Origin of the sequence: Shewanella sp. SM101, from assembly GCF_025654465.1 — a bacterium.
GTDB classification, from domain to species: Bacteria; Pseudomonadota; Gammaproteobacteria; order Enterobacterales; family Shewanellaceae; genus Shewanella; species Shewanella oncorhynchi.
The window spans coordinates 21,818-37,926 of the sequence record NZ_JAKKRH010000032.1 but is presented as its reverse complement, the minus strand read 5'-3'; the positions used below and the strand labels follow the sequence as shown (position 1 = coordinate 37,926).

Here is a 16,109-nt window from a genome sequence, read left to right as displayed (position 1 = left end):
GGCTAATTGAGTGATTAGCTTGCCGTGCTTCAATTAGACAATTTGTCCTTTATGAAGCGCACCTTGAGTGACCTGCACCACAAACATATCACTGCTAATTACCTTGGGATGAGTTCGGCTTGATCCCTTTATCGATTTCACGTTCTGTATGGGAATAAGTCACAAGAATGACTTTTAGTGCCTAAAGGAGAATATGACTATGATAAGCCAAAATGTGTTAGTAGCCTTGAGTTTAAGTCCTGTCATCATGGTGACGGCTGTACAAGGAGTGCCGATGAAAGCCGAAGTGACCACAGGAGCCGCGCCGATAGAACTGCGCGCCGCAGGCAGTCTAAAGGCTGCGATGAGTGATATTATTACTGCTTATCAAGCACAGTCGCAAATGAGTGTTGTAGCGCAATATGCGCCCTCAGGTTTATTGTTAAAACGCATTCAAGAGGGCGAGAAAGTCGATATCTTTGCCTCGGCGAATATGAAACATCCACAGGCATTAGTGGATTCGGGTCAGGGCGAAGCGGTGCAAATGTTTGCCCGTAATCAACTCTGCGCTGTTGCTCAAGACACAGTTCAGGTGACGAGTTCGACGTTACTCGATACCTTGTTAGATCCTAAGATTAAAGTCGGCACCTCAACCCCGAAAGCCGACCCCGCGGGTGATTATGCCTGGGCCGTTTTTGCTAAGGCCGAAGCGGTAAAACCCAATGCGAAAGCTGCGTTAGAGACCAAGGCATTACAACTGGCGGGCGGCCCTGAGAGCGTTAAACCGCCTAAAGATCGCAACCCCTATGGCTGGGTGATGGAAAACAAGCAAGCGGATATCTTTTTAACCTATTGCACTAATGCTGTGCTGGCTAAAAAAGAAGTGCCGAGTTTACAAATCATCGACTTACCGCAGGAGCTCGCCGTGGGTGCCGACTATGGTTTACTGGTTTTACAAGGCGCTAATACTGCCGCTAAGCCGTTAGCTGAGTTTATTCTATCGACAAAAGGCCAAGCGATTTTGAGCAGTTATGGTTTCCAACCTCCGGCAAAATAGCCTTCTTTAGTTTTCCTGCGGGATAAAAAACGGCACCTTTGAGGTGCCGTTTTTGTTATTAGCTCAAACTGTTAAAGCGTTAGTTCATCAAGTAGAGCGTCGCTAACCCGAGGAAGGCGAACAGGCCAACCACGTCAGTGACTGTGGTGAGCACCATACCGCCAGCGAGGGCAGGATCGATTTTAAGTCTTTTTAAAATCAATGGAATACTCGCACCTGCAAGCCCTGCTACTGTCATGTTGATCAGCATGGCGCTACCAATTAATCCCGCCAGTGCCATATCATCCTTCCATAGCCACACGGCGACAAAGACTAAAATAGACCACATCAAGCCATTGAGAAAACCAATAGATAGCTCTTTACCGATAAGCCAGCGGGCGTTGCTTTGGCCGATATGGCCTAAAGCAATACCACGGATCACGAGCGCTAAGGTCTGATTACCGGCAACACCGCCCATGCTAGGGACAATCGTCATTAGGATGGCGATAGTGGCAAATTGCTCAATAGTGCCTTCAAACATATTGCTGACCGACGAGGCGAGCAGGGCGGCGAATAAGTTAATCGTGAGCCAGAGCGAGCGACGTAGGGTACTTTTTAGTACAGGACCAAAGGTATCTTCATCTCCGTCCATCCCCGCCATACCCATCATGGAATGTTCAGCATCTTCGCGGATAACATCGACTACGTCATCGATTGTGATACGCCCGAGCAGCTTACCATCACTGTCGACGACAGGTGCCGATACCCAGTCATTGCGTTCGAATTTCTGCGCGACTTCGCTGTCGGACATGCTCACCGGAATACTTTGAATATTGGGATCCATGATATTGCGAATTGTGGTGCTTGGCGCGCAAGTCAGTAGATCTGCCAGCCTAACACCGCCAAGGACTTTGTCCTGTTTGTCGACCACATATAAGGTATCTGTGGTGTCGGGTAGGTTGCCCCTTTGCCGAAGATAGCGCAGCACCACATCGATATTCACATCGGGTCTTAAGGTGACTGTATCTGTGTTCATCAAGCTGCCGGCGGTCTCATCTGGATAAGATAGAGCTTGTTCTACCCTCAGGCGATTTTGCTCCGTCATCGATTGCAACACTTGTTTGTAAACGGCGTCGGGAAGACTTCGCAGAATATAGGCGAGATCGTCGGTGTCCATGCTTGCTGTCGCTTTCGCGACTCGCTCAGGGCTCATGCTGCGGATCAGTGGGTCTTTGAGTTCTTCACTCAACTCATCGAGTATGTCGCCTATTTGTTCCTGATCGATGAGCTGCCACAGTACTTGTCTGGCACTTGGCGGTGATGATTCTAAGATCAGTGCGATATCTGAGGCGGCCATTTTTTGCAGCATATTGCGCACGTGTACGAACATGCCGCTGCTAAGCGCTTGGTTTAACTGGTCAAGACTATGTCCGGTGTGATCGTTTTCTGCATTATCTACGGGCATTTGTCCTCCATGGTGCGGCAAATTGGTTTGAGATCTTGGTGTCGGGCTAGGATTTAGCGGTGACTAAGCGTCAGTCGATGACACAGATTAAGGCGGCTAAGGTAAGGTTAAGGCCAGCGCAATGACCGCTAGTGTAATCGCCTGTGGCTTGTATCGTCGAGCGACAAATGTCTTGCCATGTGTGAATGACAAGTTTTTTAAACTAGACATGAAGTGAAACTAACGATGAAGTGCTTAGTGTGAAGTGAAACTAACAGGCTTCGTCAAACTTAGCGTCGATTAAGGCACAAATGGCATCGAGAGCCGGCTCTGCATCTGGGCCTTCGGCGATCAGCTTAATGGTTTTACCCATACCAGTTTCAAGCATCAGTAAGCCAAGTACACTGGCGGCCGATGCTTGTTTATCGCCTTGGATTAAGGTGATGGTCGCATCAAACTCGGAAGCCAGTACCACCAACTTAGTGGCGGCACGGGCATGTAAACCGAGCTTATTACAGATGGTTATCTGACGTTCAAGCTTTGGCATTATTGAGCTCTCGATGACGGGCATAAACTTTATGTTTACCGTTACTAAAGCGTTTTGCCAATTGCTCTGCGACGTAAACCGATCTGTGCTGTCCACCTGTGCAGCCAATCGCCACAGTTAAATAACTGCGATTGTTACGCTCGAGGTGCGGCAGCCAAGTCTCCAGTAAATTTTCGATTTGCCAGATGAACTTATTGACCAGTGGTTGGCGATTTAAGAACTCAGCTACGGGTTCATCTAAGCCAGTCAATGGCCGCAGCGCCAACTCCCAGTGGGGATTGGGCAGGAAGCGCACATCGAACATAAAGTCGGCTTCGGTGGGCATTCCGTGCTTAAAGCCAAAGGACTCGAAGTTGATCACGAGTTCTTTATCGACACTACCAAGGAGAATTTGTCTGACTTGGTCGCTTAAATCATAGATATTCAGATTCGACGTATCTATGTAGTGATCGACCAGTTTTGACATAGGCTCGAGCAGTTTTCCCTCCAGCTTTATCGCTTCTTGCAAAGAGACTCGGCTCTTCGACAAAGGATGCAAACGGCGGGTTTCGCTGTAACGCTTGAGCAGAATTTTATCGCTGGAGTTAAGGAAGAAGCTCGTTAACTCAGTATCTGGAGGTAGGCTAGCGAGTTGTTTCACTAAGACCTTATCCTGCTCAGGCATGTTACGCACGTCGACACTGATGGCGACGAGATCGTTACTGCCTTTGAGTTGCTCAAGCAAACTGCCAATCAATGGCAAGGGAAGGTTATCGACACAATAATAGCCGAGATCTTCGAGTACCCTAAGGGCGACAGATTTGCCTGAGCCTGAGCGGCCCGACACTATGACCAGTTTCATCCAGTGATTACCTGATAGAGTTCCGTTTCATCATGCGTCTTGCGTAATTGCTTTAATATTTGCTTGTCGCTCAGCTTTTCGGCCATGCAAGACAAGGTACTTAAGTGCTGCTGACATTGGTCTGCAGGCACCAGTAGTGCAAATAAAATATCAACAGGTTGCTTATCGATAGCATCAAATGCTATCGGCTCTTCACACTTAATTAGTATGGCAATGGGCTGATCTATATCGGCTAGTCGACCATGTGGAATGGCGATGCCGTTACCTATACCTGTGCTCCCCATCTTTTCGCGCGCCACTAGGCTTTCGAATATCTCTTGAGATGAGAGGGTCGGGTACTGGGCAGCGACTAAGTCGCTGATGAGTTCCAGTACCTTTTTCTTGCTGCCCGGAGTGGCGCAGGTAGTGCACTCCGGCCGCAGTATGGTACAAAGTTCCATTATTAGTGTTTTGTTAACTTCTCTTTGTGTTTAATAACCTGACGGTCAAGCTTGTCAATCAGGGCGTCTATAGCGGCATACATGTCAGCATGCTCTGAAGTAGCAAAAACTTCACCACCTATGAGGTTTATTCTCGCTTCGGCAATCTGTTGCATTTTCTCAACATTGAGCACAACGTGCACATTATTGATCTGTTCGAAATGGCGTTCAAGTTTTGAAAACTTTTCTTCTACATATGCACGTAACGATTCGGTAATTTCGATATGGTGCCCACTTAGGTTTATTTGCATAGAAACGTCCTCCGATATCCACTGTAGGTTATAAACTTTTACGCTGATTAGAAGGTGGAATAAGCATAGCCTCTCGGTACTTCGCAATGGTTCTGCGGGCTACGTTGATCCCTTGTTCTGCCAGAAGTTGTGCCATCTTACTATCGCTTAATGGTTTTTTCTGGTTTTCCGCTGCAACCAGTTTCTTGATAAAGGCTCTGATTGCTGTGGATGAGCACTCACCACCATCGTCAGTACCGACGTGGCTAGAGAAGAAGTATTTTAGTTCAAAAAGTCCCTTAGGGGTATGCATGTATTTTTGAGTTGTGACCCGTGAGATGGTGGACTCATGCATTTCTACCGCTTCGGCAATATCGTTAAGCACCATAGGCTTCATGGCTTCTTCACCGTACTCAAAGAAACCTTGCTGATATTGCACTATGCAATTAGCAACTTTAAGCAAAGTATCGTTACGGCTTTCTAGGCTCTTAATAAACCATTTAGCCTCTTGCAGATGGCCGCGAATAAATTGGCTATCGGCTTGGTTTTTGGTACTGCGTGCCATAGAAGCATAATGTTGATTTACATTGATTTTGGGCATGCAGTCAGGATTAAGCTCAACGACCCAGCGGCCATTTTTCTTCGACACAGACACATCTGGGATAACGTATTCGTCATTATTGGGCGTGATCAACAAACCTGGGCGAGGATTGAGGGTTTGGATAAGTGCTATACCATCCCTTAATTCATCTTCTTTTAATTTAGTCTTACGCATCAATAATCTAAAATCACGGGCGGCGATCAGATCTAAATGATCTTTGATCAGCATGCGGGCGTTTTCTAGGTTGGGAGTATCAGCGGCGAAATGCGACAGTTGGATCAGCAGGCATTCACTTAAATCGCGGGCGGCAACGCCTATGGGATCAAAATGCTGAATGCGCTTGAGTACGGCTTCGACTTCGTCAAGCTCAACTTCAGGATTGCCCATGGCTTCGAGAATTTCTTCAGTGCTTTGGGTGAGATAGCCCTGATCGTCGATGGCATCAATAATGGCGGTGGCAATGGCTAAATCGGTTTCAGAAAACGGCGTGAGGTTTTTTTGCCATTCTAAGTGTTCGTACAAACCTTCACTGGTCTCGCCTTGGAAGGGCATATCGTCTTCACGACTGCCGCCGGGGCCTGAGTTTGGGGAGGCGGTAAACACTTCATCCCATGTGGTGTCCATGGGGAGCTCATCGGGCATGGATTCTTTGGTTAGCGACTCTGCCGTGTCTATGGTGGAGCTGTCTTTTTCTGGTGGCAGAGTGCTAGATTCACTGAAATCCGTATCGGATAGCGTTTGGTTTACAGGGGGTTTAGTGGCGTCGAATTGATCCTCTTCCAGCTCGAGAAGGGGATTAGAATCTAATGCTTGCTGGATCTCTTGCTGCAGTTCTAATGACGACAGTTGCAACAGACGTATGGCCTGTTGTAATTGTGGCGTCATGGTTAACTGTTGACCCAGTTTGAGCTGGAGTGACGCTTTCATGTTACCGCTGATCCCTACGTTATTATTGTTGGAGGAGGTCGCTTATTATCATTTTGAGTGAAGCCTAATGGCGGTATAAATTGTCTCCATAGGCTTCGCTCGATTAACTATAGCCTGAATTGTTCACCTAAGTACACAGCCCTAACTTGCTGATTGTCTAAGATCTCTGCTGGAGTTCCTTCGGCAATCAGGTTTCCGTGACTCACAATATAAGCATGTTCACATACATCTAATGTCTCGCGGACATTATGGTCTGTGATCAGTACGCCAAGGCCGCGACTTTTGAGTTGTTCGATAATCTTCTTGATGTCGATAACCGAAATAGGATCGACGCCGGCAAACGGTTCATCGAGCAAAATGAACTTAGGATTAGCGGCTAAAGCCCGCGCAATTTCGACGCGACGACGTTCGCCACCCGACAATGACATGCCTTGGCTGTCACGGATGTGGGTGATATGAAACTCTTCGAGCAGATGTTCTAGTTCTTCTTCTCGTTCTTCGTTTTTAAGTTCTTTACGAGTTTGCAGTACGGCCATGATGTTGTCATGAACAGTTAGCTTACGAAAGATACTGGCTTCCTGCGGTAAGTAACCTATGCCTTTGCGGGCACGCAGATGCATAGGATCTGCGGTTAAATCATCATCGTCGATAAAGATATGCCCCTTATCGCTCTTCACTAGCCCGACAACCATGTAAAAGGTCGTGGTTTTACCGGCACCGTTTGGACCGAGTAGGCCAACGACTTGACCGGTTTTTACCGTCAGACTGACGTCTTTAACCACTTGGCGACTCTTGTAACTTTTTGCCAGATTTTGTGCTCTTAAGGTGATTTGGGTCATTTAGAGTCCTGCTTTTTTACAGGTTTATCCGCCGGAGCGTCTGATTTAGCATCATCTTGATAGTTTTCAGGCTGAATAATAGTGATCACGCGATCGTCACCACTGCCAGTACTCTCGGCCATCAATTTCTGTTGAATCATGTTATAGCGGATTAAATTGCCTGTAACTTGGCTACCTGCTTGATCTAATGACGCCATACCTTTCAGTGTTAAGGTGCGGCTTGCCATATCGTAACGAATTTCTTTCGCGCTTGCCGATGCTGGGCGACCATCGTCTAATATTTGGCTATACGTAGCAGGGTTGCCTGTGGCGACCAAAGTTTTGCTATTTTCACCTTCAGCGGAAAATGCACGCAGTTCATTTGCTTGGATTTTTATTGAGCCTTGGGTAACTTCAACTGGACCAAAGAAGATGATCTGGTTGTTTTTGATATCCGCAGTTTGGCTCACAGCTTTAATTTTGACTTCTTGCTTTAAGTCGCCCACTTTCGCGAAAGCACTCATGCTCATAATTAGCATTAGGCTGGCAAGTAATACGTTATTTTGCTTCATATGTTCCTACTACCTGACTGGTCAATTGCACTTCTTGCGCGTTGAGGTCGGCATAAAGGCCTTGGCCTTGAATATTAAAATCTTTCCCTGTGACGTAAATGGTACGGTCAGAGGTCATTATCATAGTGTTGAGATCGAGTTCCAGATAACTGGTGGACAAGGTCTGAATCGGTTCTTCTGGGCTAATGGCATCGATAATAACATTATTTTCTAATACAACCTTGCCAGTTTCCTTGTTTAGCTTGCCCTGATCAGCCCTGAGCTGCCATTGTGCTTTACCTTGGTCTGGATAAACAAGATAAACAGGTTGAGTAAAGAAAGTTTGATTCGTTGAATCATAATGTTCCATGTGTTTCGCCGTCACACGGCTATTCACTAGTCCTTGCTCATTGAACTCAACACTGCGCAGATCTTCAACGATGAAATCTGGGGTATTTTGATCTTTAACTCTGTTATCGGAATCACCGCTGTGTTTGTTCTGGACCTGCCAGTAAAGCGCTAGTGCGGTTCCAAAAAAAGCGATAATCGCGAGTGTCACACGACTCATATACTCATTCCATGGGCCGAAGTGAATTTATTTTGACTTAGGAGTAACAGATCTGTGAGTTCACGCAGTGCACCGTGGCCACCATTGAGCGTAGTCACAAAATGGGCGTGTTGGCGTACATAGGGGTGGCCGTCAGCAACACTGACCGCTAAACCGACGACATTCATCACGGGGAGATCGACAATATCATCACCGATATAAGCCACTTCTTCTGGGGTGACACCATAAAGTGCGAGCAATGCTTCATAGGGCTCGAACTTATTGTCTACGCCTTGGTAAATATGGGTAACACCAAGGGCTGTCATACGGTTTTCAACGATTTTGGATTGACGTCCTGTGATCACGGCGAGGTTGAAACCGCTGGTGAGGAGTGAGCGCACGCCATAACCGTCACGGGTATGGAAGGCTTTGAGCTCTTCGCCGCTATTGCTCAAGTAAATACGGCCGTCGGAAAACACCCCATCGACGTCACAGATTAACAGTTTAATCTTTTGCGCGCGTTGCCACACATCATCACTGATTGGGCCGTAAAATCCTTGCTGTGGCATTAAATGACTCCTGCTTTAACCATGTCTAGCATGTTAAGAGCGCCGATAGGATGGCGATCTTTATCAATAACAATTAATCCGTTGATGTTTTTTGAGTCCATCACTTGCAGCGCTTGGGCGGCCAATACATTATCCGTGATCGTGACGCAGTTACGGGTCATCACATCGGCAATGGGCGTCGTGCGTAAATTCACTTCGGCATCGATAACGCGGCGTAAATCACCATCGGTGAAGATACCAACCAGCTTGCGCTGATCATCGATAATCGCCGTCATGCCTAAGCCTTTCTTGGAGATTTCGTACAGGGCTTCTGTGATGCAAATATCGTGGTTGACGAGCGGTAAGTCATCACCGCTGTGCATCACATCACAGACTTTTAACAGCAACTTACGTCCTAATGCACCGCCGGGATGGGACATAGCAAAATCATCACGGGTAAAGCCTTTTGCTTGCAGCAGCGCAATGGCGATGGCATCGCCCATCACTAAGGTTGCTGTGGTACTTGAGGTGGGGGCAAGTCCAAGTGGGCAAGCCTCTTCTGGGACTTCGATACATAAATGCACTTTAGATAATCGCGCCATATTCGATTCGGGTTTACCCGTTACCGCAATAACAGGCACGCCCATACGTTGGATGACCGGCATTAAGGTGAGGATTTCGCTCGACTCACCGGAATTTGAAATCGCTAAAATCACATCGTTATCGGCCAATACACCCAGATCGCCGTGGCTGGCTTCACCCGGATGCACAAAAAATGCGGGCGTTCCTGTGCTGGCGAGGGTGGCTGAAATCTTATTGCCGATATGGCCCGATTTGCCCATTCCCATGACAATCACTTTGCCTGTGCAGTTGAGGATCAACTCGCAAGCTTCTGCAAATTCAGCCGAATCAACATATTGATAAAGATTGTCTAGGGCTGACTTTTCAATGTCGATAACTTTACAACCCCATTGGCGCAGTTGTGATTTGTCTACCATGTCTATCTCTCTTTTTGCATTGTCTTTGTCGCCCCATTGATGGGATTGGAATAGCACAATTTGGTACGCGATAAAGATGATATGTAATAGGCTTTCTGCCAAGTATTAGTTTGTTTTCAGACAATTTAGCTTATGTCTTACTGTGGTTTATTACCGAAAACAGCAAAACAATTGCGGCAGGCTAGAGCGATTGATCCGACTCGTCAAGTTCAGCTGCGTTAGCTATTCATGCACAATAACGTGTTTAGCGGCAGAAGGTCTTGAGCAATATCATCGTCTTTGTCGTTTATTTCAATGGATTTATCCCATATCGCAGCGGGTATTACCCTATGGGATGCCTCTATTGCGCAATTGCGTATCGACTCTCCCCGATAAAAGTGGGCGAAGAGTGAGCTAAGTGCGAACGAATTAGCCAATACTGCCAATTCTGCAACTAGGTTGAAAACATTAAGTAACATTTTACCTGTGCAGAGTGAAAACTTAGGGCGCATTTTCGCTGTAAATGAGGCAAATTGAAAGTATCGCAGGGCGATAGTGTCGATTCGGTTGTAGGTTAAAGCGCAATTACGTACAATTTGCGGCTCTTCGATTGGTCAGTCTCGGAAGACTAGGATCACCTCATTTGCAAATGTCGGAATCAAGCATGACTCAAGAACAAACGCCGTTGGTTGAGATCCGTAATTTGGGGTTTAGCCGCGGTCAGCGTGTGATATATGAAGATATTAGCCTGTCCATTCCAAGGGGCAAGGTGACGGCGATCATGGGGCCGAGCGGCATAGGCAAAACGACTCTGTTGAAATTGATTGGCGGCCAATTAACGCCTGACCATGGACAAGTGTTATTCGACGGTCACGATATCCATGGCGTGAGTCGCAATGAATTATTTAGTCTGCGTAAGCGGATGAGCATGCTGTTTCAGAGTGGCGCGCTGTTTACCGACATTAATGTGTTCGATAACGTGGCGTTTGCGCTGCGTGAACATTCTGGACTGCCTGAAGACATTATTCGCACTATCGTGCTGATGAAGCTTGAAGCCGTAGGTTTACGTGGTGCAGCTCAGATGATGCCAAGCGAGTTGTCCGGTGGTATGCAACGCCGCGCCGCATTGGCTAGAGCCATAGCGCTTGAACCTGAAATGGTGATGTACGATGAGCCTTTTGCAGGGCAAGACCCAATATCGATGGGCGTGTTAGTAAAGCTTATTCGTGAGTTATCCGATGCGCTGAATCTGACTTCCATTGTAGTGTCCCACGATGTGGATGAAGTGCTTGGCATTGCCGATTATGTATATGTGGTGGCTGACAAAAAAGTCATCGCCCACGGTACCCCTGAAGAATTAAAGTACGCTGATAATCCGCAGTTGAAACAGTTTATTCAAGGTGCTCCGGACGGCCCTGTGCCGTTCCATTATCCGGCAAATGATTACCAGCAAGAATTAATGGCAAAAGGAGTTGGCAAGTGAAGTTAATCGACAGTATTGCCGACTTAGGCCGCAGCGCGATTGAGCTAGTGCTCGGTTTTGGCCGTGCAGGCCTTATGCTGTGGGGCGCGATTTTTCGCTGGCCACGCGTGCGTAAAGGTTTTCCGTTATTAGTGCGCCAGATTTATGTGGTCGGTGTGCAATCCATGGTGATTATTTTAGTCTCAGGACTCTTTATCGGCATGGTGCTCGCACTGCAAGGCTACAACATCTTAGTTGGTTTTGGCACCGAAGAAAGCTTAGGTCCTATGGTGGCGCTCAGTTTACTGCGTGAGTTAGGGCCAGTTGTTACCGCGTTATTGTTTGCGGGACGGGCGGGTTCAGCATTAACTGCTGAAATTGGTTTAATGAAAAGCACTGAGCAGCTTTCCAGTTTAGAAATGATGGCGATTGACCCATTAAGGCAGATTATTGCACCGCGCTTTTGGGCTGGAGTGATCAGTATGCCATTGCTGGCGTTGATGTTTACCGCTGTAGGTATTTATGGCGGGCACCTTGTTGGCGTGGAATGGAAAGGGATCGACAGTGGTGCGTTTTGGTCGATTCTGCAGGCGTCTGTCGAATGGCGTCAGGACATAGTTAACTGCTTGATCAAAAGTGGTGTGTTTGCCGTAGTGGTCACTTGGATTGCGTTATATCGCGGTTATCAAGTGATCCCAAATCCGGAAGGCATCAGCCGTGCAACGACCCAGACTGTCGTTCAGTCGAGCCTCGCTGTATTGGCATTGGATTTTTTACTGACAGCCCTGATGTTTGGCCGCTAACGGAACACTGCGGATTTCGACACAGGTTAGATGGATTAACAGAGTGGTAGCTGAACATGTTGACACGAAAAATTGAATTATTAGTGGGTGTGTTTCTTTTAACAGGATTGGCCGCTTTTTTGGTCTTAGTCTTTAACGTCGCCAATATTGAAGTGAAAAGCAGCGATAGCACTTATACCATACAAGCCAATTTTACCAACATTGGTGGTTTGAAGGTGCGTTCGCCAGTCAAGGTTGGCGGTGTTGTCGTTGGTCGAGTGAGCAGCATAGATTTAGACCCAGTTAAGTTAGTGGCTGTGGTCACATTAGTGATGGACAAGCGTTACGATAAATTCCCTGAAACCAGTAGTTTAGCCATTTTGACTTCGGGTTTGTTGGGCGAACAATTCTTAGGGTTAACACCGGGTTTTGTCGACGATGATGTCAGTATGCTGAAAGATGGCGATAAGATTGACGACACTCGCTCGGCATTAGTGTTGGAGGAGCTGATTGGTCAGTTCTTATATAGTATGGGTTCGAAGGATAAATAGGGGTTACCGCTATGTTTAAAAACTTATCTCGTTTTTTATTGCCGTTAGTGATGGTTTTAGGGGCAACGAGCGCAGTCGCCGCTGATGTGGTTGTCGATACGACAGATCCGTATGCCATGGTGAAAGCCGTTGCCAATAAAACCTTCGATCGTTTTCACAAAGATAAAGCATTAATCGATGCAAATTCAGACCATTTAAAGGTGATTGTTCGTGAAGAACTCATGCCTTATGTCGATTATAAATACGCTTCTTATAAGGTATTAGGCCAATATCTTAAGGATTCAACTGAAGAGCAACGCAATCGTTTCGTCAATGCTTTTGAAGGTTATTTAATCTCTACTTATGCCCAAGCCTTTACTGAATATACTAATCAAAAAGTGGAATTCTCACCTGGGATTGATTTCAGCAAAGAGAAAATGGTCGATGTAAACGTGCAGATCATCGAAGCCGGTCGCCCACCGATTAAACTGTTGTTTAAGGCGCGTCGTTTAAAGGATGACTCATGGAAGGCATTTGATTTAGTTGCCGAAGGTGTGAGCTTACTGTCTTCTAAGCAGTCGGAAATCTCTAATCTAATTCGCCAACAGGGTATCGATCCCGTGATTAAGATGCTCGAAGATCGCACTAAAGAAAAAGTGGTCATGAAGGCTAAGTCTGGGAAGTCACAGTCGTGATTGAATTTGTGCAACAGGGGACAGTTTGTCATCTCAAAGGGCGCATAACCCAAGCCGATGTCATTACACTTTGGCCACAGCGGCAACAACTGCTAAATGAGTCAACCCAGATATTGTCTCTGTCTGGGCTCGAATACAGTGATAGCGCTGGCATGGCATTTTTGCTGGCGTTAGTGCGTGAACATCGCAGCCAACTTGTATTGAGTTCTGCTTCACCACAACTTAAAAAACTAATTGATTTATATGATTTAGATGCCTTCTTTACCGAAGAAGCGCATTGAGAATAGGGTAATAGATTTCATGGAATGCAGCTTAATCGAACAGATTTTACGTGATGCGTTAGGGCTTGAAGAAGTTCACGCTAGCTCGGATGGTAGCCATTATAAAGTGATCGCCGTAGGTGAATGCTTCGATGGTATGAGCCGAGTCAAACAGCAACAAGCCATTTATGCACCGTTGACGGCACACATTGCCAGCGGTGAATTACATGCATTAACGATCAAAACTTTCACGCCGACTCAATGGAAACGCGAAAAAGTTTTCAACATGCCTAGCTAGTGAGGAAAAGTGGATAAACTAACAATTCAGGCAAGCCCCCCGCTTGCCGGTGATGTGATTATTTCGGGTGCTAAAAATGCAGCTTTGCCTATTCTGATGGCGGGTGTATTGGCTGAAACCGATTTTGTGGTTTCTAACGTACCCAATCTGCGTGATGTGAGTACGAGCTGTAAGTTATTACGCTGTCTCGGCGCTGAAGTGACTGAACTCGGTGACGGACAGATCCGCATTTCTACCACTAATCTGAATGAGTTTTGCGCTCCCTATGATCTAGTGAAAACCATGCGTGCTTCTATCTTGATCTTAGGGCCGTTATTGGCTCGTTATGGTACTGCTGACGTGTCATTGCCTGGCGGCTGTGCCATTGGCGCAAGACCAGTGAACTTGCACTTACATGGCCTCGAAATGATGGGCGCCAAGATTGAAGTGAAAGAAGGTTATATCAAGGCCCGTGTTGATGGTCGTCTTAAAGGCGCACATATCTTTATGGACATGGTGAGTGTTGGTGCCACCGAAAACTTACTGATGGCCGCAGCATTGGCCGATGGCGAAACCGTGATTGAAAACGCGGCCCGCGAACCTGAAGTGATTGATCTCGCTAATTGCTTAATTGCCATGGGTGCAAAAATCACTGGTGTAGGCAGTGCGACATTGCGTATTCAAGGGGTTGAGCGTTTACAGGGCTGTAATTACCGAGTTATGCCAGATCGTATCGAAACCGGTTCATTTTTGGTGGCCGCTGCGGTGACCCGTGGTCGCATTCGTTGTTTAAAAGCCGATCCTGCATCACTTGAGTCGGTTATCGCAAAACTTGAAGATGCAGGCGCGACGATTACTACGGGCGAAGATTGGATTGAGCTCGATATGCAGGGTAAACGTCCGAAGGCGGTGAATATCAAGACGGCACCTTATCCTGGTTTCCCAACCGATATGCAGGCGCAGTTTTGTGTGCTCAATGCCTTAGCACAAGGTACGGCAACCATAACTGAGACTATCTTCGAAAATCGTTTTATGCATGTGCCTGAACTTATCCGTATGGGCGCTACCATGGAGCTTGAAGGTAATACCTGCATCATTCAAGGGATTGAATCTTTAAGTGGTGCTCAGGTAATGGCGACGGATTTACGTGCGTCAGCGAGTCTAGTGATTGCGGGCTTAGTGGCCGATGGTAAGACGATTGTCGATCGTATCTATCACTTAGATCGTGGCTATGAGCATATTGAGAATAAGTTTCAAGGTTTAGGCGCACAGGTTGTGCGTATTCAGTGATCTGTTACTGATTTAAGCTAATTTTGAATCATTAAAAAACCAGCTAAATGCTGGTTTTTTGTTTTCTGCCTTTGAGCGCGTAATGCTGAGTGACGTTCTAGTTATCGATCACAACCTTCTCATCGATAATCACAGGTAACTCTTGTTGTTTACCTTGGCGTATCACAGTCATCATCACTTTCTTACCCGGTGTGGTTTCAGCGATACGGTCCATTAGCATCTCAACGCCTGGCACATCTTCACCATCGTATTTAATAATCACATCCCTTGGCATTAGCAGGGCACGGGCCGCAGGGCCATTAGGATCGACACCCGTAACGAGCACACCTTTGAGATCGGGTAGATTAAGGATTTGTGCCACGACAGGATTAATCGGCTCGCCAGAAATTCCCAAAGCGCCACGGATCACTCGACCATTTTTAATCAACTTACCCATAATGCTGTGGGCTAATTTAATCGGGATAGCGAAGTTAATCCCATGGCCGCCACCTTCTTCACCCACTTGGAATGCTGCGGTATTAATACCAATAAGGCTGCCGTTAGTGTCAATGAGTGCGCCACCCGAGTTACCCGCATTAATCGCTGCATCGGTTTGTAGGAAGTCTAAGTAACCTGAACTTAAGCCGTTACGCCCCGTGGCACTGATGATGCCTTGGGTAATGGTCTGACCTAAATTGTAGGGGTTACCAATAGCGAGTACGACATCACCGACTTGAGGCGGACTGTCGAGATTAACGGGGACAATCGGTAAGTTATCGCCTTCAATTTTGAGTACCGATAAATCGGTTTCAGGATCGAAACCAACCACTTCAGAGGTAAATTTGCGTCCATCTTGCAGGGCGACAACAATCTCATCGGCCTTCTTAATGACATGATAATTAGTGAGAATATAACCTTCTTTACTCATTATCACCCCAGAACCTAGACCTTGAAGTGAGCCTGAATTAAGCGGCCGATTTTGATCTATGCTGAGGCTATAAATATTGACAACGGCAGGAGCTGCACGGCGTACCGCCTTGGCAAAGGATAGCTCGACTGTGTTGTTGGCACGGGTTTGTAGCAGACTACTACCGAGGGATTGGTTATCGAAATAACGTGTCACCAATAAAAACATGGCCGCCATGATAAGGCCGAAAAGGGTGGCTTTACCGAGATATAACAGAGTGTCTTTTATAGTCATGGCAGGATGGATCTAGAAAAAGGTGAGTTAGATTAACATGTTTAATCGATGTAAGCATAGGGAACCTAAGCTCCCTATGCTTATCTATGGCAGAAAAAATGGCCTATT

Annotated in this window: 20 protein-coding genes; 8 read left to right on the top strand and 12 right to left on the bottom strand. The window is 46.7% G+C overall.

Translation table 11 applies throughout. The features are described from left to right. Positions 1–199 precede the first annotated feature (199 nt). Positions 200–1,036, top strand: a complete 837-nt coding sequence (locus tag L5M38_RS16975; RefSeq protein WP_263179753.1) for a molybdate ABC transporter substrate-binding protein — start codon at positions 200–202, stop codon at positions 1,034–1,036. 79 nt (positions 1,037–1,115) lie between these two features. Here the strand turns inward: L5M38_RS16975 and mgtE are convergent, their stop codons facing one another. The 11 genes from mgtE to L5M38_RS16920 all read right to left on the bottom strand — a co-directional run bounded on the left by mgtE (position 1,116) and on the right by L5M38_RS16920 (position 9,546). Beyond that, a complete protein-coding gene (mgtE, locus tag L5M38_RS16970; protein WP_113939980.1) occupies positions 1,116–2,480 on the bottom strand; it encodes a magnesium transporter in 1,365 nt (454 codons plus the stop codon). Positions 2,481–2,730: 250 nt separating this feature from the next. Further along, positions 2,731–3,006 carry an HPr family phosphocarrier protein gene (locus L5M38_RS16965; protein ID WP_006083073.1) on the bottom strand — a complete coding sequence of 92 codons (276 nt, stop codon included), beginning with the start codon at positions 3,004–3,006 and terminating at the stop codon, positions 2,731–2,733. Next, the gene (rapZ, locus tag L5M38_RS16960) at positions 2,993–3,847 is read right to left on the bottom strand and encodes an RNase adapter RapZ (RefSeq protein ID WP_105251390.1); all 855 of its coding nucleotides are present in this window, start codon (positions 3,845–3,847) and stop codon (positions 2,993–2,995) included. The genes L5M38_RS16965 and rapZ overlap by 14 nt, the downstream gene beginning before the upstream one ends. Beyond that, entirely contained in the window at positions 3,844–4,287 is a 444-nt protein-coding gene (ptsN, locus tag L5M38_RS16955) for a PTS IIA-like nitrogen regulatory protein PtsN (RefSeq protein ID WP_006083071.1), read from the bottom strand. Before ptsN ends, rapZ begins: the two co-directional genes overlap by 4 nt. 2 nt (positions 4,288–4,289) lie before the next feature. After that, positions 4,290–4,577 carry a ribosome hibernation promoting factor gene (gene hpf, locus L5M38_RS16950; protein WP_028759468.1) on the bottom strand — a complete coding sequence of 96 codons (288 nt, stop codon included), beginning with the start codon at positions 4,575–4,577 and terminating at the stop codon, positions 4,290–4,292. Between the two features lie 28 nt (positions 4,578–4,605). Beyond that, complete coding sequence (locus L5M38_RS16945) at positions 4,606–6,084, bottom strand: RNA polymerase factor sigma-54 (RefSeq protein ID WP_263169171.1); 1,479 nt, start codon at positions 6,082–6,084, stop codon at positions 4,606–4,608. 107 nt (positions 6,085–6,191) lie between these two features. Further along, positions 6,192–6,923, bottom strand: a complete 732-nt coding sequence (gene lptB / locus L5M38_RS16940; RefSeq protein WP_105251392.1) for an LPS export ABC transporter ATP-binding protein — start codon at positions 6,921–6,923, stop codon at positions 6,192–6,194. Continuing rightward, entirely contained in the window at positions 6,920–7,474 is a 555-nt protein-coding gene (gene lptA, locus L5M38_RS16935) for a lipopolysaccharide transport periplasmic protein LptA (protein WP_105251393.1), read from the bottom strand. Before lptA ends, lptB begins: the two co-directional genes overlap by 4 nt. After that, a complete protein-coding gene (gene lptC, locus L5M38_RS16930) occupies positions 7,461–8,021 on the bottom strand; it encodes an LPS export ABC transporter periplasmic protein LptC (protein ID WP_105251394.1) in 561 nt (186 codons plus the stop codon). Before lptC ends, lptA begins: the two co-directional genes overlap by 14 nt. Next, positions 8,018–8,569: a 3-deoxy-manno-octulosonate-8-phosphatase KdsC gene (kdsC, locus tag L5M38_RS16925; protein ID WP_028759542.1), complete on the bottom strand. Its 552-nt coding sequence runs from the start codon at positions 8,567–8,569 to the stop codon at positions 8,018–8,020. Before kdsC ends, lptC begins: the two co-directional genes overlap by 4 nt. Further along, positions 8,569–9,546, bottom strand: coding sequence for a KpsF/GutQ family sugar-phosphate isomerase (locus L5M38_RS16920; RefSeq protein WP_168825500.1), 978 nt, complete (start codon positions 9,544–9,546; stop codon positions 8,569–8,571). Before L5M38_RS16920 ends, kdsC begins: the two co-directional genes overlap by 1 nt. Positions 9,547–10,189: 643 nt before the next feature. On the opposite strand from L5M38_RS16920, the gene mlaF reads away from it, so the two are divergent. From mlaF to murA, 7 genes are read left to right on the top strand one after another with little or no spacing between them, the layout of a single operon-like run. After that, positions 10,190–11,008, top strand: coding sequence for a phospholipid ABC transporter ATP-binding protein MlaF (gene mlaF, locus L5M38_RS16915; protein WP_063882287.1), 819 nt, complete (start codon positions 10,190–10,192; stop codon positions 11,006–11,008). Further along, positions 11,005–11,790, top strand: coding sequence for a lipid asymmetry maintenance ABC transporter permease subunit MlaE (gene mlaE / locus L5M38_RS16910; protein WP_105251396.1), 786 nt, complete (start codon positions 11,005–11,007; stop codon positions 11,788–11,790). Before mlaF ends, mlaE begins: the two co-directional genes overlap by 4 nt. Positions 11,791–11,846: 56 nt before the next feature. After that, entirely contained in the window at positions 11,847–12,320 is a 474-nt protein-coding gene (gene mlaD, locus L5M38_RS16905) for an outer membrane lipid asymmetry maintenance protein MlaD (RefSeq protein ID WP_028759401.1), read from the top strand. A gap of 11 nt (positions 12,321–12,331) precedes the next feature. Next, complete coding sequence (locus L5M38_RS16900; protein WP_105251397.1) at positions 12,332–12,994, top strand: phospholipid-binding protein MlaC; 663 nt, start codon at positions 12,332–12,334, stop codon at positions 12,992–12,994. Beyond that, positions 12,991–13,275 (top strand): lipid asymmetry maintenance protein MlaB, encoded by a 285-nt coding sequence (locus tag L5M38_RS16895; RefSeq protein ID WP_105251398.1) that lies wholly within the window; start codon positions 12,991–12,993, stop codon positions 13,273–13,275. Before L5M38_RS16900 ends, L5M38_RS16895 begins: the two co-directional genes overlap by 4 nt. A gap of 19 nt (positions 13,276–13,294) precedes the next feature. Next, positions 13,295–13,552: a BolA family protein gene (locus L5M38_RS16890; RefSeq protein WP_006086065.1), complete on the top strand. Its 258-nt coding sequence runs from the start codon at positions 13,295–13,297 to the stop codon at positions 13,550–13,552. A 9-nt stretch (positions 13,553–13,561) separates the two neighbouring features. Further along, positions 13,562–14,821, top strand: a complete 1,260-nt coding sequence (gene murA / locus L5M38_RS16885) for a UDP-N-acetylglucosamine 1-carboxyvinyltransferase (protein WP_105251399.1) — start codon at positions 13,562–13,564, stop codon at positions 14,819–14,821. A 97-nt stretch (positions 14,822–14,918) separates the two neighbouring features. Here murA and degS read toward each other — a convergent pair whose 3' ends face one another. Then, positions 14,919–16,001 (bottom strand): outer membrane-stress sensor serine endopeptidase DegS, encoded by a 1,083-nt coding sequence (degS, locus tag L5M38_RS16880; RefSeq protein ID WP_105251400.1) that lies wholly within the window; start codon positions 15,999–16,001, stop codon positions 14,919–14,921. Between the last annotated feature and the right edge of the window lie 108 nt (positions 16,002–16,109).